Source organism: Pseudomonas sp. UTLPPB19802 (genome assembly GCF_059730225.1).
Genome location: NZ_AP048545.1, coordinates 215,192 through 233,809, shown reverse-complemented (window position 1 = coordinate 233,809; position 18,618 = coordinate 215,192). Strand labels below are relative to the sequence as shown.

Genomic DNA, 18,618 nt, shown 5'->3' with positions numbered 1-18,618 from the left:
TGTCTCACGCTGCCTGTTTAGCCGTGACGAAAGCCGCAAGGCTGGCCACGCTGGAGAAATGGTCACGGGTGTCCTTGGCGTCGGCATCGATCTTGATGCCATAGCGTTTCTGGATCGCCAGGCCGAGTTCGAGGGCGTCCACCGAGTCCAGGCCCAGGCCTTCGCCGAAGAGCGTTTGGTCGTTGCCAATGTCCTGGGCACTGATGTCTTCGAGGCCGAGGGCGTCGATGATCAGTTCCTTGATCTCAAGGTGCAGGGCGCTTGTTGGATCGCTCATCTGTGGCGAGCTCCTTAATGAAGTAATGATGCAGAAAGTCGTTGAGCTTGCGCGACGCCTGGGGCGCGGGGCCCTGGCTGGCGAAGGTCTGTGGGTCTATATCGGCCCCGACACGAAAACTGAAGTGCACCCGGCGGTGGGGAATGCGGTACCAGGGTTCGGCCTTGGTCAGGGTGGTCGGGCTGACCTCGATCACCACGGGGGTGATGATTCTCGCACCGCGCAGGGCGATTGCGGCGGCGCCGCGATGAAAGGCCGGTGCCGTGCCGGGCGAGGTACGGGTACCCTCGGGAAAGATGATCAGGGTCTGGCCACCTTGCAAGGCACCGACGGCGGTATCGAGCATGTCCATGCTGCCATCGTTGCTGATGTATTCGGTAGAGCGCACCGGTCCGCGGGTGAACGGGTTCTGCCAGAGGCTCTGCTTGACCACGCAGTTGGCGTTGCGCACCAGGCCGATCAGGAACACCACGTCGATCAGCGAGGGGTGGTTGGCAATGATCATCTGGCCGGGGCGGCCGAGTTTGTCCGCGCCTTCGACGTTGTAGGTCAGTACGCCGCTGCGGGCCATGAAGCGAATGAACAGCCAGAACAGTCGGCTGACTGTCCGGCGCGCGCGCTCGCGCTGGCGTTGCGCATCGCCGGGCAGGCAACCGAGCAGGGGGAAGATCACCAGGCGCAGGCACAGGCCGCCGAGGCCGAACAGGGCAAAGCTGATGGCGGTGGCCAGCAGGCGCCAGTAATAGGCGTCGCGCGGCTTGGTCATGCTCGGCGTTGCCAATTCCATGCCCGGGTCTTCCATGTGTGTTGGCAGGTGGCTTGCGGCCCGAGCAGGGTTCGTACCAGGTTCAGGGCATGGGGCCACTCGGTGCGGCTACCCTGGTCCGCGCAACGGCCGAGGGACAGTTGCCAGTCGTCGCCGGGTGTCAGCAGCAGGCCGACGGCATAGGGGAACGGTACGTCATCGATCCAGCGACTGTAGGCCGCCGGTGGCTGTTCTTCGGTGATTACCAACAGCACTGCCGGCGCACCCTCGGCCAAGAGTGCGGCGGCTTCGAGCATGCCGTGTTCGAGGCCGTCGCCATTGGCGGCCAGGGCTGTCATTTCGCTGGTTTCGCCGCGCATGATCGACCACAGGCCGATAATGGCGTTATGCACCGAGAGGCTGAACTGGGTGGGCGACAGGGGCTGGTCGGCGGCCAGGTCGCTGAGAATCTCCAGCGTGCGTGGGGTTTCGCCATGGCGGGAAATGAACACCAGGGGCAGTGCCTCGCGGCCCTCGGCCAGGGGCCAGCCGACGCTGAACGCCATGCGCGCCAGACGGCTGAGGCGGCGGCGCTGCATGGCCGGCAGGAACGACACATCGGGAGCCGCATCGCTCTCTGCCGGAACCGCGGGCTGGCGGCTCCAGGCCTGCCAGTCGGACACGCTTTCGAGGCTCGGGGCCCAGGCGCGCCATTGAGCGATATTGAAGTTGATCACTGAGTGTTTTTCCCGCCCCTGCGGGCTTCCTTGAAACGCTGCGGCTGGATCCTGGAAGCGATACCAACCTTGGCGTGGCGCTGTGGCCGAGTGGCGCGCATTATCCCGGTGTGGCGGACTTGTAGCAAACAATTGGCTACATTTTGCACGATAAAATTTACAGATGAACGACCAGATATCTGTCACATAGCCATTATTCGTGTTTTTGGGGATACATCTGTCGGCTGTTTCCTCCGTTTGAATGGAATCTTCCTGGGCTTGCCGAGTTATCGGGTATTGCGCGGTAGTTCTTGTCTGTTCGAGGTGGCGAAGCGGCGACGAAGCCCTCTACACTGGCTCATTCATTGATACACGGAGGTCTTGTCATGCGGCGTGTGGTGTTCAATCAGAAAGGTGGGGTCGGCAAGTCGAGCATTGCCTGCAACCTGGCGGCGGTCAGCGCCAGTGAAGGCTATCGGACCCTGTTGGTGGACCTCGATGCCCAGGCCAACTCCACACAGTACCTGACCGGCCTGACCGGCGAAGACATTCCCATGGGCATTGCCGACTTCTTCAAGCAGACCCTGTCGTCCGGGCCGTTCTCGAAGAAGAACCAGGTGGACATCTACGAGACGCCTTTCGACAACCTGCACGTGATCACCGCCACCGCCGAGCTGGCCGACCTGCAGCCCAAACTCGAGGCCAAGCACAAGATCAACAAGCTGCGCAAACTCCTCGAGGAACTGGCCGAAGATTACGACCGGATCTACCTCGATACGCCGCCTGCGTTGAATTTTTATGCGGTTTCAGCGTTGATCGCAGCCGATCGTGTACTGATTCCCTTCGACTGCGACAGTTTCTCGCGCCAGGCGCTGTACGGCCTGCTGCAGGAAATCGAAGAACTGAAGGAAGATCACAACGAGGATCTGCAGGTAGAAGGGATCGTCGTCAACCAGTTCCAGGCCCGCGCCAGCCTGCCGCAGCAGATGCTCGACGGCCTGATCTCTGACGGTTTGCCAGTGTTGCCGGTGTACCTGGCCAGTTCGGTGAAGATGCGCGAGTCCCATGAGGCCAGCAAACCGCTGATCCACTTCGACCCGCGCCACAAGCTGACCCAGCAGTTCGTCGAACTGCACAGCCTGCTGGAAGAGAATGCCTAGACGGCAATGCCCTGGCTACGTAGCCAGGCCAGCAATTGCGGCAGCGGAAATGCTCCGCTCTGCCGCGCGACTTCCCGGCCGTTCCTGAACAGGATCAGGCTGGGAATCGAGCGAATCCCCAGTTGTGCCGACAGTTGCTGGTTGGCCTCGCTGTCGAGCTTGGCCAGGCGGCATTTGCCGGCCAGTTGTGCCGCTGCCTGTTCGAACACCGGCGCAAAGGACTTGCACGGCCCGCACCAATCCGCCCAGACATCCACCAGCAGCGGCAGGTCGCCCTTGATCTGGCTGGCGTAGTCGCCCTGGTTCAATTCGAACGGTTTGCTTAACACTACTTCGCCCTTGCAGCGCCCGCATTTCGGCTGGTCGCCGAGACGTTCGGCGGGCAGGCGGTTGAGGCCGTTGCAGTGTGGGCAGGGGATCAGCAGTGGTTCAGTCATGGAAGGGTCCGGAAAAGTGGCCGATGGCTGTCTATCTGGAGTCGTGTACGGGATTTATCAAGGCCTCGCGGGACCCTGTCGCATGCGCTCATATTTTGGCCGGTCGACGCTTACCCAGAGAATCTAGTCTGGAAGAGTGAGCCGTCAGTCGGATTTCGTGTATAGCAAGTTGCGATATTTTGACGGTGAGTCTAACCTTCATAGCAATATGCGATAGGGAGATTGCATGCGTGTGATTACGGTAACGCGAATTTGGGAGGCCAAGGAAAAATGGCCACGTTCAGCCAAGGCTCTGGATGATTGGTATCGGGGTATCAAGAGTTCCAGTCTTCATGATTTTGCTGCCATGAAGGCAAGGTTTCCGGCGGTGGACAAGGTGGGTCCTTTTCATGTCTTCGACATAGGGGGCAACAAGTTGCGACTCATAGCCCTTGTTCGCTACGCAACACAAAAGCTGTACATCAGGCATGTGCTGGATCATCGCACCTACGACAGGGGCGACTGGAGAGAGGGTTGAAAAATGAGCGTGTTGATCGAGCAAGCGGCGGAGCACTGGGAGTTCCTGGCGCCGTTGCTACGCAAGCCAAAGGTCGAGGCGGACTATGAGGTGATGGTCCAGGCGCTGGATGAATTGCTGGATCTGGTGGGTGAGGACGAGTCGCACCCACTCAACAGCCTGATGGATATCATCAGTGACTGGATCGAGGCCTATGAGCGTGAACATCGGCCAGAGTCGGCCCCCGACGGCATCGATATTCTGCGATACATGATGAAGGAGCGTGGGCTTACCCAGAGCCAGCTTCCTGGTGTAGGCCCGCAATCGGTGGTTTCGGAAATTCTCAGCGGCAAGCGCCAGCTTAACCTGAGGCAGCTCCGTTGGCTGGCTGAGTACTTCGACGTGCCAATCGAGACCTTTCTCTGACCAAGCCTGAGATTGTCATCGATCCCGAGGTTTGAGCCTTCAGGACGAACAACTGATTTCCAGGTGCTTGCCCCACTCTGGCGGCCGCTCGGCGTAGGCCTCCATCCCTGGCTGTTCCTCGAACGGTCGGCTCAGCACCGCATGTAACTGCCGCACTTCGCTGTAATCGCCCTTTTCCGCTGCCTCGATGGCTCGCTGTGCCAGATAGTTGCGCAGGATATACAGCGGATTGACCGCATGCATGCGTGCCTTGCGCCGTGCTTCATCCTGGTCCGGCTCGCGGGCGACGCGGGCCAGGTAGCTTTCGGCCCAGGCGTCGAAGCCGTTGAGGTCGATGAAGTCGTCGCGCAGGCGTGCTACTGCCAGGTGGGCCGGTTGCTCGCCCAGGCGGCGGAAGAACAGGGTGTAGTCGACACCGCCGACCTGCATCCGCTGCAGCAATTGCTCCACCAGTTGCTGGTCGCCATCTTCCGCGGTGGCCAGGCCGAGGCGGCGGCGCATCAGGTCCAGGTAATGGGCCTGGTAAAGTGGCAGGAACAGTCCCAGGGTCTCGCGCAAAGCCTCGATGCTGATGAATGGCGTCAGTGCCTGCGCCAGCGCGCTGAGGTTCCACTGGCCGATCGGTACCTGGTTGCTGAACGAGTAGCGGCCTTGGTCGTCGGAGTGGTTGCAGATGAAATGGGCGTCGAAATCATCGAGGAAGGCGAAGGGGCCGAAGTCGAAGGTAATGCCCAGGATCGACATGTTGTCGGTGTTCATCACGCCATGGCAGAAACCATAGGCCTGCCACTTGGCGATCAGCTCGGCGTTGCGCTCGACCACTTCGCGGAACATCGCCAGGTACGGTTCCGGTTGTTCCAGGCACTCGGGGAAATGCTGCGCCAGCACGTGTTCGCCAAGCTGCTTCTGCTGTTCGGGCTGCTGGGTGTAGTAGAAGTACTCGAAATGGCCGAAGCGAATGTGGCTTGGCGCCAGGCGCAGGACCATCGCCGCACGCTCCTGGCGCTCGCGCCACACGGGTGTATCCGAACCGATCACGCACAGTGCACGGCTGCTGGGAATGCCCAGGGCATGCAGGGCTTCGGAGGCGAGAAACTCGCGAATCGACGAACGCAGCACCGCGCGCCCATCGCCCATGCGCGAGTAGGGTGTCTGGCCGGCGCCCTTGAGGTGCAGGTCCCAGTATTCACCTGCCTCGTTCCGAACCTCGCCGAGCAGCAACCCGCGGCCATCACCCAGGCGCGGGTTGTAGGAGCCGAACTGGTGCCCCGAATAGACCATCGCCCGTGGCTCGGCCTCGGCCCACAGCTTGTGGCCGCTGAACAGTTGGGCAAAGACCTCTTCTTCAGCGCTTGCCGGGTCCAGGTCGAGCAGCGCCATGGCTGCGGGACTTGCTGCCACCAGGCGCGGGTTGTCGATGGGCTCGGGCAGCACATGGGTGGAAAAGGCATCGCCCAGGCGAGCGAAGCGGTTGTCGAAGGTCAGTTCGTCGAGGGCTTTCAACGGCCATCTCCAGCAGAATGTCCGAGTATTCTGCTGGGATTAGTGCTTCGATGCTAGTCGGGCTTTTCCTGTGGCGGCTGCGGAGCCTCTGCGCCGGGCTTGCTGGCCGGTACCAGGGTGTCCGCTTCGCCGTCGACCGCCACCAGCTTGTACTCGTTGCCGTGGAGGTTCTTGAGGTAGACCTCCATCTGCCGGAAGGAGATGTTGATGTGCTCCTTCTTGAACTCGCGGTTGATGAAACGGTTGACCTCGTCGATCACCGGGTTGCGGTCGCCCAGGTCGCGTACGTGCATGCGCAGTTCGTGATCCAGCGTGCTTTCGCCGAAGTTGAGGAAGTACACGTGGGGCTCTGGCTCCTTGAGCACCCGTGGGTTGTCGCGGGCGGCCTTGAGCAGTAGTTCCTTCACGCGGTCCAGGTCGGAGCCGTAGTCCACGCCGAGCTTCAAGGTCACGCGAGTGACGGTGTCGGTCAGCGACCAGTTGATCAACTGCCCGGTAATGAAGGTCTTGTTCGGGACGATGATGTCCTTGCGATCGAAGTCGGTGATGGTGGTGGCGCGGATGCGGATCTTGCTCACGGTGCCCGACAGGGTGCCGATGGTGATGGTGTCGCCGATCCGTACCGGACGCTCGAACAGGATCATGATGCCGGAGATGAAGTTGGCGAAGATTTCCTGCATGCCGAAACCCAGGCCCACCGAGAGGGCTGCCACCAGCCATTGCAGCTTGTCCCAGCTTACGCCCAGGGTCGATAGGGTGGAGACGAAGCCGATGCCGACAATGGTGTAGGACAGCAGGGTGGTTGTGGCATAGGCGCTGCCCTGGGCCAGGTCGAGCTTGGACAGCACCAGCACTTCCAGCAGGCCGGGCAGGTTGCGCGCCAGAGCCAGGGTGATGCCGACGATCGCCAGGGCGCCGATCAGGTTGCCGATGGTGATCGGTACCATGCTCATGGCGGCGCCGGTGCCGCTGGTGTATTCGTAGAGGGTGATGTTGTCCAGATAGGAGAACACGGTGATCAGGTCCGACCAGACCCAGTACAGCGCGGCGACGAAACCGCCGAGCAGGGCCAGGCGGATCAGGCGCAGGGACTGCTGGTTGACCTGCTCGATATCCAGGGTCGGTTCTTCGACCACGATCTCGCCGTCGCCCGCTTCCTTGGCCGCCTGGCGCTTGCTCAGCGCACGCTGGTAGGCCAGGCGCCGGGCGGCTACCGACAGCCCGCGAACGAAGGTGGCCTCGATCACCAGCCAGAACATCAGCAGGTACAGCGTGTCGATCAGTCGATCGCTGAGTTTCAGTGCTGTGTAGTAGTAGCCGAAGCACACCGCGACGAACAGGGCGATCGGCAGGGCGGTGAACAGCACCCCGATCAGCTTGCGAAACAGCGAGGCCTTGCCATGGTTCGGACTGCGTAGCAGCAGGCGGCTGAGCAGCCAGGCCATCAGGGCGTAGCAGGTCAGGACCACGCCGATGCCGAGTACATCATCGGCCAGGGATGCCGGCTGCAGCTCAGCCACGGCCACCACGGCCACCAGGGCCAGGACCACCAGGCCCAGGCGCCGTACCCAGCCCTGGAGGAATTCGACCTGGGGCTTCTCCCAATGGAAATGCAGCTCGGCGACGCCGCCCGGCGCCAGGACCCGATAGGCGGTGTAGAACACCAGCCAGGCCTGGGATATCTGCAGCAGCGCGGCGCCGAGGTTGGCGTTCTGCCCACGGGCGTCGATCTGCAGGGCGTAGCCGCACAGGGCCAGGGCCAGGGTGACCGGCATGGCCAGCAGCACGTTGATCAGGATCGCTTGCGGCGTATGCCACTGGCTGTCGCGCTTGAAGTGGCCGATGTCCTTGTGGACCTTGCTCAGTCGCCCGTACAGGTAGCTGCGTTTCCACAGCAGCCCACCGATCACCAGTAGCAGCGGCAGGAACAACAGGGGCCGTTGCAGCAGGCCGTCGGCCAGTTCGTTGATGCTCGACAGCCAGGGCAGGGTGGTGACCTGTCTCGGCAGACGGTTGGGCACGCCTTCCAGCCATTCCGGGTCCAGTGGCTTGTTGCTCGGAATCCAGAACATCTGTTCGTCGAGGGTCGCGCGCAGGTTCTGGGCGGTGCTGAGCAACTGCTTCTGGTTCAGTTGCAGCGTGATGGATTCGTTGAGCAGCGCGCTCAGCTCGCGATTCAGGCGCTCCAGCAGGTCGCTGCGGGTCACGGCAAGGTCGAGCAGGGTGCGGCGCAGTTGCGGGGTGACCTGTTCCGGCGGCTGGGTCGCCAGCAGGTTCTCGACATAACTGGACGGGCTGCTGAGCAGTTCGCGCTGCTGGTTGACCTCGAACTGGTACAGGCGGATGTCGGCGATTTCGTCCGCCAGGTTTTTATCGACCTTCAGGCGCGGCAGGGCCTGTTTCTGCTTGTAGAGAATCTTCGACAGCAGCAGGCTGCCCTTGAGCACATTGATCTGCTCGTCCAGGGCCTGGTCGCTCTGGGTCAGGGTATCGAGCTGCTGCTTGGTCTGCAGGTTCTGCTGGGTCAGTTCGTTGAGGCGGTCGGTGCTCTTGAGCAGGTAGTCGGAGAGCTTGAGGTTGGTGGCGCTCTCGGTCGCCAGCAAGCTGCTGTCGCCGGCTTTCTGGGCTTCGATGGATTGCTGGGTGACGGTCTGCTGGGACTGGGCCAGGCGCTTCTGGTTGATCAGCGTCTGCATGTCCTGGATTTCCTGCTCCAGGCGCGCGGTCTTTTCCATCAGCAGGTCGTGCTGGCTGTTACCCAGGTCCTGCAACTGGCTGTTGCCGGCCAGTTCCTGGCGACGCAACGGGATCAGCGCATTGATCGCCGCCAGTTCGGCGGTCAGCTGGTTGCGCTGTTCGGTGCTGAGGGTCTTGCCGTTGTCCTTGCCCAGCTTGAGGATGGTGTTGATCTGCTGGATGCGGGTCTGGCTGTTGCTGATTTCCGACTGGGCCCGTTCAGGGCGGGTCTGGGCGGTGATGATCAGGCTGTTGGCGTCGGCCAGGGCCTTTTGCAGCTCACCCTGCTGGGTGGTGCGTTCGGCCAGCAGTTGCTCCAGTTGGGGTACCGATTGATTGGCATAGCGTTGGGCGACCGGTACCACTCGGGTCGCTTTCAGGCGCGTCAGCTCACGCTGGTTTTCGCTGGTCTGGCGCGGGGCCTCGGCCACCTGCTGCTTGGTCGCGGCCAGGCGCCTGGTGTAGTCGTCGGTGCTGGACAGCCAGCTCAGGGTCTGCTGCAGCACCTGTTGCAGGGCTTTCTGGTCGACATCCGAAAGCTTGCGATCGGCGATCTTGTCCAGGCTCTGCTGGACCGACTCGCTGGTGGGCGGTTCGGCGGCCTGGAGGGCGCCGACAGAAAGACTCAGGCCCAGCAGGGCCGCACAGGAAAGGGAGCGCAAGAAGGACATAGGTACCGATCGAGCAAGGTAAGTCGGGAAGTGGCCAGTTTAGAGGAAGAGGCCCGGCCCTGGGCGACTTCCTTCGGGGAATCTGACGCCGACTTTGCCGATCTTGTTCCCGTCCATGACCGCAACCGTCCAAATGGTGTTGTTCCATTCGACCTGGTCGCCGACGATCGGTGCGCCGCCGACCTTGTGGGCGATGAAGCTGCCCAGTGGCGTGTTCGGATCGTCGCCTTCGAGCTTCAGGCCATACAGGGCCGCCACGGCGCCCAGTTGGGCGTCGCCTTCGAGGACGAAGTCGCCGAAGAAGCGCAGGTCGAGGCCGCGCTGCGGTGCCTGGCTGAACAGCTTGCCGAGGGCCGGCAGGTTGTGTTCGTGGCCGATGACGCAGAGCAGGTCGCCGACTTCCAGGGTGGTGCTACCGGACGGGTGGAGCAGTTGCTGGCCGCGGAACAGTGCGGCGATCCGCGTGCCTTCGGGCATCTTCAGCTCGCGCAGGGCGGCGCCGATGCACCATTTTTCCGCGCCGAGGCGGTAGACGAACAGTTCCCACTCGCTGGTGACGTGGACTTCCAGGGCGGCTCGGGAAATCGGCGCCGGCTCCGGTGGTACGGTGACCTTGAGCAGCTTGGCCACCCACGGCAGGCTGGTGCCCTGCACCAGCAGCGAGACCAGCACGATGAAGAACGCCAGGTTGAAGTACAGCTGCGCATGGGGGAGTCCGGCCATCAGCGGGAATACCGCGAGAATGATCGGTACCGCACCACGCAGGCCAACCCAGGAAATGAAGGCTTTCTCGCGGCCATGGAAGGCACGGAACGGCAGCAGGCCGACCACCACCGACAGCGGCCGGGCGAACAGGATCATCCACAGCGCCAGGCCCAGGGCCGGAATGGCGATCGGCAGCAGGTCATGGGGCGTGACCAGCAGGCCCAGCACCAGGAACATGCCGATTTGCGCCAGCCAGGCCATGCCATCGAGCATGTGCAGGATGCCGTGGCGGCTGCGCACCGGGCGGTTGCCGATCATCAGGCCGCACAGGTAGACGGCCAGGAAGCCGCTGCCGTGCAGGGCGTTGGTCAGGGCGAAGACCACCAGGCCGCCGGCGATCACCAGGATCGGGTACAGGCCGTTGGCCAGGTTGATACGGTTGACCAGTTGCAGCATCAGCCAGCCGCCGCCGAGGCCGATGACCCCGCCGATGCCGAATTCGCGAACCAGGTGGCCGAGCAGACTCCAGTGCAGGCCGGTCTGGCCGCTGGCGAGCATGTCGATCAGGGTCACGGTGAGAAACACCGCCATCGGGTCGTTACTGCCCGATTCGATCTCCAGGCTGGCGGTCACCCGTTCGTTCAGGCCCTTGCCGCCGAGCAGGGAAAACACCGCGGCGGCATCGGTCGAACCGACGATGGCGCCAATCAGCAGGCCCTGGATGATGTTCAGGTCGAACAGCCAGGCGGCGGCCATGCCGGTCAGTCCGGTGGTGATCAGCACGCCCACCGTCGCCAGCGATAGCGCCGGCCAGAGTGCTACGCGAAAACTCGACACCCGCGTGCGCAGGCCGCCGTCGAGCAGGATCACCGCGAGGGCGAGGTTACCCACCAGGTAGGCGGTGGGGTAGTTGTCGAAGATGATGCCGCCGCCGTCGACGCCGGCGGTCATGCCCACTGCGAGGATGATCACCAGGATCGGGATGCCCAGGCGTGAAGACAGGGAGCTGACCAGGATACTTGCGCCTACCAGCAACGCGCCGATCAAGAACAGGCTGTTGATGGTCGTCGCATTCAAAGGCAGTACTCCAGAAAAGCTAGAAAGACGGGTGCGCAGACTGACTCCATGCAGTCTGCGTGCCATTGATTCTAACCTGTTGAAATGTACCGCTGTCAAAAGCTTTAGAACCAGTCCTCCCGCATCGACAGGCAGGTATCGTCGCGGGCTTGCAGAATCGCCAGTTCGTGATGGCAGCCGGGCACCTCCCAGGTCAGGAAGTAGCGGGCCGCCTGCAGCTTGCCCCGGTAGAACGAAAGATCGGCTCCATCCCCCTTGGCCAGGCCCTCTTCGGCCCGCACCGCCTGCTCCAGCCAGCGCCAGCCGATGACCGTATGGCCGAAGGCCTTGAGGTACAGGGCCGAGTTGGCCAGGCCGCTGCCAACCTTGCCCTGGGCCAGGTCGCCGAGCAGACCGATGGTCACCTCCTGCAGGCGTGCGACCAGTTGTTCCAGCGGTTCGCGCAACGCGTCCAGGGAAGGATGCGCGGCGGCACGTTTGCCGGTGTCGGCAATCAGGCGGATCAGTTGCTTGAGGCCGGCACCGCCGTTCTGCGCCAGCTTGCGCCCCAGCAAATCGAGCGACTGGATGCCGTGGGTGCCTTCGTGAATCGGGTTCAGACGGTTGTCGCGGTAGTACTGCTCCACCGGGTATTCGCGGGTGTAACCGTGGCCGCCGAGAATCTGAATCGCCAGTTCGTTGGCCTTGAGGCAGAACTCCGACGGCCAGGATTTGACGATCGGGGTCAGCAGGTCGAGCAGTTCATGAGCCTGCTGCCGTTCGGCTTGCGATTCCAGGGTGGTGGTGTCGTCGAACAGGCGGGCGGCGTACAGGCCCAGGTCGAAGGCGCCTTCGACATAGGCCTTCTGGGTCAGCAGCATGCGCTTGACGTCGGCGTGCTGGATGATCGCCACGGGAGCGGTGCCAGGGTCCTTGCTGTCGGGCAGGCGACCTTGTGGACGCTCCCGTGCGTACTCCAGGGAGTACAGGTAGCCGGCGTAGCCGAGCATCACCGCGCCCATGCCGACGCCAATGCGCGCCTCGTTCATCATCTGGAACATGTAGCTCAGGCCGTGATGGGGTTTCCCTACCAGATAGCCGACGCAGTTCCCGTTATCGCCGAAGTTCAGCGCCGTGGAGGTGGTGCCGCGCCAGCCCATCTTGTGGAACAGCCCGGCCAACAGCACGTCGTTGCGCGGGCCGAGGCTGCCGTCGGCATTGACCAGGAACTTGGGCACGATGAACAGCGAGATGCCCTTCACCCCGGCCGGTGCGTCCGGCAGCTTGGCCAGGACCATGTGCACGATGTTTTCCGACAACGGATGATCGCCGCCGGAAATGAAGATCTTGTTGCCCTTGAGCCGGTAGGTGCCGTCGGCGGCCGGTTCGGCACGGGTGCGGATATCGGCCAGGGACGAGCCGGCGTGGGGTTCGGTCAGCGCCATGGTGCCGAAGAAGCGTCCGTCGATCATCGGTTGCAGGAAGCGCCGCTTCTGTTCGTCGCTGCCGAAGCTTTCGATCAGGTTGGCGGCGCCCATGGTCAGGAACGGGTAGGAGGTCGAAGCGGCGTTGGCCGACTGGAAGTGCGCGAAACAGGCCTGGGACAGCAGGGTCGGCAATTGCATGCCGCCGTCTTCGAAGCTGCGGGCGGCATTGAGAAAGCCGGCTTCGAGAAAGGCGTCCACCGCGGGCTTCACTTCAGGAATGAGGACCGCTTCGCCGTTTTCATAACGCGGCTCGTTTTCGTCGTTCTTGCGGTTGTGTGGCGTGAAGAATTTCTCGGCGATGGTGCGGGCCGTGCCCAGGGCGGCATCGAAGGTTTCCCGTGAGTGCTCGGCAAACCGCTCGCGGCGGGTCAGGCCTTCGGCATCGAGGACTTCGTAAAGCTCGAAAGCCAGATTGCGGGAACTGAGCAGCGTCTCGGACATGGCGGCCTACCTTTGATGGGATGACTCGAGTCTAGGTGGCTGAATGGGTGGTGCCTAGCAAGATTGATCTGGGTGATAGAGGGCCAAAGCGGCGACGTAGCTCATGCCCTATATCTGTCGGAGCAGCTCGCATGTGTGTGAGTTTTTTCTGGTATTCGAGGTAGATGGTTTGTCGCCAAGGTACCCCTTCAATTTTTATGGTTGGGGGTAATCATGCAAGTGACTGTCACCCGCGGGCTTTCGATGGAGGCGGTTCTCATCAATGGCAGGGGCGATAACGACGTCTCCCGCCCAGGTCTGCCTGACGCCTTGAGTTCAGTTGCGAATGTTCCTGGCCGGGAGCGCGCTATCTGTGCGCGGGCGCTCTTTCCTGCCGCCGGGAAGGCAGCATCCGGGTTGCTGTATGGCGAGGCCATCCAGGCCGTGGCGGACCGTTATGGCGTCGTGCTTGCCTTTCGCGCGCCCAATCCGCTGGGAGCGAGCCTGCTCAATGAAGGCTTCGCCTCGAAGAACTCTCATGTCAAGGCCAAGTCCAGCGGCACCGGTCCCACGGCCGGGTTCGTCCCGTTGAACCCGGCCTACTCGAAGGTGACGGCGGCGCAGCTCGCCGGGCAGCAGCGCAACATCGACAAGGCGCTGGCGTCAGGAGCCGGGACGGTGAGCCTGAGCCTGTCCCCTGCGCGGCTAGCCGAGTTGCTGGAGGCTGGGCATATGGAACCTGTCGGTTCGGCGTACCGGGCCGATTACCCGTCGGGTGTATCCGCTCTGTTCCGTATCGATGAGCAGGGGCGGGTTTTCGACGACGCCGGGCCGGTCCAGGTGCTGAGCAATCCGGGCGATGACCGGGCGATCACCGCGGATTACGACCTGTTCGCGATTTATCCTCGCGAGGCGCAAGCCGCGAACCGACGACCGCTGGAGGCTGCAGCGCGGCTCGTGGGTAACGTCAACGAAATACAGCAGCGTCGAGCCAGTCCGTGGACGACTCCGCGTCCGGCTTTCGAGGGCGCGCGCGAGCATCAGGATATGGGCAATATCCATGGTTTCGGTATCGCTATCGTGCGGGCGCTGAACGAGCAGGTAAGGGCGGCAGGTTATGCCGGTGGCAATCTGGTCTGGCATAACGATGAGACCGGCAATCCATTTTCTGCCGGATTCGATCCGCGCGATGAACCGATTTTCTTCTTTCCCGGGGATCGCATGACCGGGCAGGCGACTGCGCCGCGGCAGGTTTCATCCAGGGAGGAGTTGCTGGCGTTGCAGGGGTGGTTGAGGACGGAGGGGTTTCATGTCGAATACAGCCCCAGGTTCGGCTTCTAGAGGCGAAGGCCTGGCACCCATTGCGGGTGCCAGGTGTTTCGGTTGATCAGCCGATGGTCATCAGGCTGGCGTTACCGCCAGCTGCCGCGGTGTTGACGCTCAGCGCCCGCTCGATCACCAGGCGTTCCAGGGCGATACCGGTTTCGCCCTGGGACAGGCCCTGTACGCCGACGATTGCACCACTGCGTTTCGCCACCTGCTGGCAGACGGCGCGCAACTGATCGGAGTGGCCGTGATGCAGGACCGCATCGTAGACCACCTCATCCTTGTGCCAGTCGGCAACCCGCTGGATGCGCGCCTGCACATCCTTTGGCAGGCGTGCGTAGAGGGTCTTGCCCGGCTCGCCTTCCGGCCACAGCGCCGAGCTGCCCACCGCCAGCACCGCGGCGAGCTGGGTCAGCAGGTCCGCCTCGAGTTCGGCCAGGCACAGCACGTGTTCGCGCGGCAGGATGGCGTAGCTGTTGCGCTCGCCGGTCGGGCCGACCAGGGCGCGGGTAATGCCGCTCTGCGACTGGCTGGCGAAGCGGGCGCAGAGGTCCGCCAGGTCCTGCTGCTGGTTGGCCGCGGCCCAGGTTTGCAGGGCGTTCAGCGGTTTGCCCAGGGCGGCACGCAGGCGCACGTCCGGTGCGTTCTGCGCATCGACGCGGGCAAAGGACTGCTCGATGGCATCGGCCGGGCGGGTCGACAGCAGGCGATAGAGGTACAGCGGGCCACCGGCTTTCGGGCCGGTCCCCGACAGCCCCTCGCCACCGAACGGCTGCACGCCGACCACGGCACCGACGATGTTACGGTTGACGTAGACGTTGCCGGCGTTGACGTTGTCGACCACCTTGGCGATGGTTTCATCGATCCGGGTGTGCACGCCGAGGGTCAGGCCGTAGCCGCTGGCGTTGATCTGGGCAATCAGTTGGTCGAGGTCCTTGCGCTTGTAGCGGACCACGTGCAGAACCGGGCCGAAGATCTCGCGCTTGAGCTCGTCGAAGCTTTCCAGTTCGATCAGGGTTGGCATCACGAAGGTGCCGCGCTTGCATTCCTCGCCATCGGCAATCGCCATCTGGTAGACGCTGCGGCCTTTTTCACGCATGCCCTGGATGTGTTTCTCGATTCCAGCCTTGGCCTCGGCGTCGATCACCGGGCCGATGTCCACCGACAGGCGCTCCGGGTTGCCCAGGCGCGACTCGGCCATGGCGCCCTTGAGCATTTCAATCACGCGGTCGGCGGAGTCTTCCTGCAGGCACAGTACGCGCAGGGCCGAGCAACGCTGGCCGGCACTGTCGAAGGCCGAGGACACCACGTCGATCACCACCTGCTCGGTCAATGCCGAGGAGTCGACGATCATCGCATTCTGGCCGCCGGTTTCGGCGATCAGCGGGATCGGTCGGCCCTGGTTGTCCAGGCGCCCGGCGATATTGCGCTGCAGCAGGCGGGCGACCTCGGTGGAGCCGGTGAACATCACACCCTTGACCCGCTCGTCACCGACCAGGCGTGCCCCAACGGTTTCACCGCGGCCCGGCAGCAGTTGTGCCACGCCTTCCGGAATACCGGCTTCGAGCAGCAGGCGCACGGCCTGGGCGGCGATCAGCGGGGTCTGTTCGGCCGGCTTGGCCAGGACCGGGTTACCGGCGGCCAGCGCGGCGGCAACCTGGCCGCTGAAGATCGCCAGCGGGAAGTTCCACGGGCTGATGCAGACCACCGGCCCCAGCGGGCGATGGGCGTCGTTGCTGAAATCGTTGCGCGCCTGCACCGCGTAGTAGCGCAGGAAATCCACCGCTTCACGCACTTCAGCGATGGCGTTGGCGTAGGTCTTGCCGGCCTCGCGGGCCAGCAGGCCCATCAGTGGCTGGATCTCGCCTTCCATCAGGTCGGCAGCCCGCTCCAGGATGGCGGCACGTTCAGCCGGTGGTGTGGCCTGCCAGATCGGTGCGGCGTTGAGGGCGCACTGGATCGCGTTGTCGACGTCTTCGCCGTTGGCTTCCTGGACGTGGCCGACCACGTCGCGGTGGTCCGATGGGTTCAGTACCGGTGCCGGGGTTTCGCTGCTGGAGACGCAGCCGAGCATCGGGGCGGCTTTCCACGGGTTGTTGGCGCTGGCCAGCAACGCGCAGGACAGCGAGGCCAGGCGGTGTTCGTTGGCCATATCGATGCCCGCCGAGTTGGCGCGCTCCATGCCATACAGCTCGCGCGGCAGGGCGATGCGTGGGTGCGGCAGGCCGAAGCCGCCCTCCTGCAGGGCCATCTGCTCGATGCTGGCGACCGGGTCGGCCACCAGTTCCTTAATGGACACGGACTGGTCGGCGATACGGTTGACGAACGAGGTGTTGGCGCCGTTTTCCAGCAGGCGGCGTACCAGATAGGCCAGTAGGGTTTCGTGGGTACCGACCGGTGCATAGACGCGGCACGGCCGGTTCAACTTGCCCTCGGCAACCTTGCCCACCACTTGTTCATAGAGCGGCTCGCCCATGCCGTGCAGGCACTGGAATTCGTACTGTCCGGGGTAATAGTTCTGCCCGGCGATATGATAGATCGCCGACAGGGTGTGGGCGTTGTGGGTGGCGAACTGCGGGTAGATGACTTCCGGCACCGAAAGCAGCTTGCGTGCGCAGGCGATGTAGGACACGTCGGTGTACACCTTGCGGGTGTATACCGGATAGCCTTCCAGGCCCTCGACCTGGGCGCGCTTGATTTCGCTGTCCCAGTAGGCGCCCTTCACCAGGCGGATCATCAGGCGGTGGCGGCTGCGGCGGGCCAGGTCGATCACATAGTCGATCACGTACGGGCAGCGTTTCTGGTACGCCTGGATCACGAAGCCGATGCCGTTCCAGCCGTTCAGTTGCGGCTCGAAACACAGGCGCTCGAGCAGGTCCAGGGACAGCTCCAGGCGGTCGGCTTCCTCGGCGTCGATGTTCAGGCCGATGTCGTACTGCTTGGCCAGCAGGGTCAGCGACAGCAGGCGCGGATACAGCTCTTCCATGACGCGTTCGTACTGGGCGCGGCTGTAGCGTGGATGCAGGGCCGAAAGCTTGATGGAGATACCCGGGCCTTCATAGATGCCGCGACCGTGGGAGGCCTTGCCAATCGAGTGAATGGCCTGCTCGTAGGAAGCCAGGTACTTCTGCGCATCGTGTTCGGTCAGTGCCGCTTCGCCGAGCATGTCGTAGGAGTAGCGGAAGCCCTTGGCTTCGAACTTGCTGGCATTGGCCAGCGCCTCGGCGATGGTTTCACCGGTGACGAACTGCTCGCCCATCAGGCGCATGGCCATGTCGACGCCCTTGCGGATCATCGGTTCGCCGCTCTTGCCGATGATACGGCTCAGGGACGAGGTCAGGCCGGCTTCGTTGTGGGTGGAGACCAGCTTGCCGGTCAGCAGCAGGCCCCAGGTGGCGGCGTTGACGAACAGCGACGGGCTGTTGCCCAGGTGCGGCTGCCAGTTGCCGGTGCTGATCTTGTCGCGAATCAGCGCGTCGCGGGTACCCTTGTCGGGGATGCGCAGCAGGGCTTCGGCCAGGCACATCAGCGCCACGCCTTCCTGGGACGACAGGGAGAACTCCTGCAGCAGGCCCTGAACGATGCCGGCACGGCCACCGGCGCTCTTCTGGTTGCGCAGTTTTTCGGCGATGGTCGCCGCCAGTTTGTTGGTGGCTTCGGCGGTGGCTGCCGGCAGGCGGGCCTGCTCCAGCAGCATCGGCACCACTTCCGGCTCCGGGCGACGGTAGGCGGCAGTGATAGCGGCGCGCAGTACCGACTGCGGCAGGATGCTCTCGGCGAATTCGAGGAAGCACTGGTGGCTGTGATCGGTCGGAACTTCACCGGCGTCGTCGGCTTCGCCGCGGGGCAGGCCGCTGAGTTCGCTCAGGGTTGCACCGCTTTCGAGTTTTTCCAGGTAGGTGAAAATGGCCTGCTTGATCAGCCAGTGCGGGGTGCGGTCAATCGAGTGGGCCGCCGCTTTCAGGCGCTCGCGGGTCGGGTCGTCGAGTTTGACCCCAAGAGTGGTGGTAGCCATTTTTCTTATCCTCATGGTTGCCACTACCGCGTGGCGTCAGGTGGCCAAGAGATTAGCGCTGGGTTGCAATAGGTGCAACCGGGTGCAACCCATTTTTTAATCGGAAATAAACACCCTCCTGGCACGAAATGTTTGTGGATGTTGACGAATGATCGATCTTTTATGGTTTTGACCAGTAAGTCAGGGGCTTACGTTGCATGGAGAAGTAAGCGCGTGTGGGAAAAATTGGAAAAGACGAAAGGTGCAACTCGAGGAGGTAAAACAGGTTGCGCCTCGTTCGTATTGTTGAATAGCATGCTGGGTCGAGGTGCAACCTCCTACGACGGGAGGCACCGGCTGGTGATTTTCCTGGGGAAACATCAGTCACGAATGCCCGGTCCGTTTAACCGTCTGACAAGCATTGTCGTTTCGTCGGTCGCGGATCGCCGCTGAATAAAAACAA

At 63.0% G+C, this 18,618-nt stretch carries 13 protein-coding genes; 4 read left to right on the top strand and 9 right to left on the bottom strand.

Annotation, left to right across the window (positions count from 1 at the left end):
• Window positions 1-4: 4 nt before the first annotated feature.
• Genes AC6I6U_RS01000 through AC6I6U_RS00990 form a run of 3 tightly spaced genes read right to left on the bottom strand, consistent with a single transcriptional unit; the run spans window position 5 to window position 1,759 of the window.
• Complete coding sequence (locus tag AC6I6U_RS01000) at window positions 5-277, bottom strand: phosphopantetheine-binding protein (RefSeq protein WP_497880238.1); 273 nt, start codon at window positions 275-277, stop codon at window positions 5-7.
• On the bottom strand, window positions 246-1,064 hold the full coding sequence (locus AC6I6U_RS00995; protein ID WP_497880237.1) for a lysophospholipid acyltransferase family protein: 819 nt from the start codon (window positions 1,062-1,064) through the stop codon (window positions 246-248). The genes AC6I6U_RS01000 and AC6I6U_RS00995 overlap by 32 nt, the downstream gene beginning before the upstream one ends.
• Window positions 1,040-1,759, bottom strand: a complete 720-nt coding sequence (locus tag AC6I6U_RS00990; RefSeq protein WP_497880236.1) for a beta-ketoacyl synthase chain length factor — start codon at window positions 1,757-1,759, stop codon at window positions 1,040-1,042. The genes AC6I6U_RS00995 and AC6I6U_RS00990 overlap by 25 nt, the downstream gene beginning before the upstream one ends.
• Window positions 1,760-2,124: 365 nt before the next feature.
• On the opposite strand from AC6I6U_RS00990, the gene AC6I6U_RS00985 reads away from it, so the two are divergent.
• Window positions 2,125-2,898 carry a ParA family protein gene (locus tag AC6I6U_RS00985; RefSeq protein ID WP_497880235.1) on the top strand — a complete coding sequence of 258 codons (774 nt, stop codon included), beginning with the start codon at window positions 2,125-2,127 and terminating at the stop codon, window positions 2,896-2,898.
• On the opposite strand, the gene trxC is transcribed toward AC6I6U_RS00985, so the two are convergent.
• Window positions 2,895-3,335 carry a thioredoxin TrxC gene (gene trxC / locus AC6I6U_RS00980; protein ID WP_497880234.1) on the bottom strand — a complete coding sequence of 147 codons (441 nt, stop codon included), beginning with the start codon at window positions 3,333-3,335 and terminating at the stop codon, window positions 2,895-2,897. The genes AC6I6U_RS00985 and trxC overlap by 4 nt on opposite strands.
• 226 nt (window positions 3,336-3,561) lie before the next feature.
• Here trxC and AC6I6U_RS00975 point away from each other — a divergent pair, with 226 nt between their 5' ends.
• Both AC6I6U_RS00975 and AC6I6U_RS00970 read left to right on the top strand, forming a co-directional pair.
• Window positions 3,562-3,852, top strand: coding sequence for a type II toxin-antitoxin system HigB family toxin (locus AC6I6U_RS00975; protein WP_497880233.1), 291 nt, complete (start codon window positions 3,562-3,564; stop codon window positions 3,850-3,852).
• A 3-nt stretch (window positions 3,853-3,855) separates the two neighbouring features.
• Window positions 3,856-4,257: a helix-turn-helix domain-containing protein gene (locus AC6I6U_RS00970; RefSeq protein ID WP_497880232.1), complete on the top strand. Its 402-nt coding sequence runs from the start codon at window positions 3,856-3,858 to the stop codon at window positions 4,255-4,257.
• A 39-nt stretch (window positions 4,258-4,296) separates the two neighbouring features.
• Here the strand turns inward: AC6I6U_RS00970 and selO are convergent, their stop codons facing one another.
• The 4 genes from selO to AC6I6U_RS00950 all read right to left on the bottom strand — a co-directional run bounded on the left by selO (window position 4,297) and on the right by AC6I6U_RS00950 (window position 12,856).
• A complete protein-coding gene (selO, locus tag AC6I6U_RS00965; RefSeq protein ID WP_497880231.1) occupies window positions 4,297-5,760 on the bottom strand; it encodes a protein adenylyltransferase SelO in 1,464 nt (487 codons plus the stop codon).
• A gap of 53 nt (window positions 5,761-5,813) precedes the next feature.
• Complete coding sequence (gene mscK / locus AC6I6U_RS00960) at window positions 5,814-9,167, bottom strand: mechanosensitive channel MscK (protein ID WP_497880230.1); 3,354 nt, start codon at window positions 9,165-9,167, stop codon at window positions 5,814-5,816.
• 39 nt (window positions 9,168-9,206) lie between these two features.
• Window positions 9,207-10,949: a potassium/proton antiporter gene (locus AC6I6U_RS00955; protein ID WP_497880229.1), complete on the bottom strand. Its 1,743-nt coding sequence runs from the start codon at window positions 10,947-10,949 to the stop codon at window positions 9,207-9,209.
• A 104-nt stretch (window positions 10,950-11,053) separates the two neighbouring features.
• Window positions 11,054-12,856: an acyl-CoA dehydrogenase gene (locus AC6I6U_RS00950; RefSeq protein WP_497880228.1), complete on the bottom strand. Its 1,803-nt coding sequence runs from the start codon at window positions 12,854-12,856 to the stop codon at window positions 11,054-11,056.
• A gap of 213 nt (window positions 12,857-13,069) precedes the next feature.
• On the opposite strand from AC6I6U_RS00950, the gene AC6I6U_RS00945 reads away from it, so the two are divergent.
• A complete protein-coding gene (locus tag AC6I6U_RS00945) occupies window positions 13,070-14,176 on the top strand; it encodes an anthrax toxin-like adenylyl cyclase domain-containing protein (RefSeq protein ID WP_497880227.1) in 1,107 nt (368 codons plus the stop codon).
• Between the two features lie 46 nt (window positions 14,177-14,222).
• On the opposite strand, the gene putA is transcribed toward AC6I6U_RS00945, so the two are convergent.
• Window positions 14,223-18,176 (bottom strand): trifunctional transcriptional regulator/proline dehydrogenase/L-glutamate gamma-semialdehyde dehydrogenase, encoded by a 3,954-nt coding sequence (gene putA / locus AC6I6U_RS00940; protein ID WP_497880226.1) that lies wholly within the window; start codon window positions 18,174-18,176, stop codon window positions 14,223-14,225.
• Window positions 18,177-18,618 lie beyond the last annotated feature (442 nt).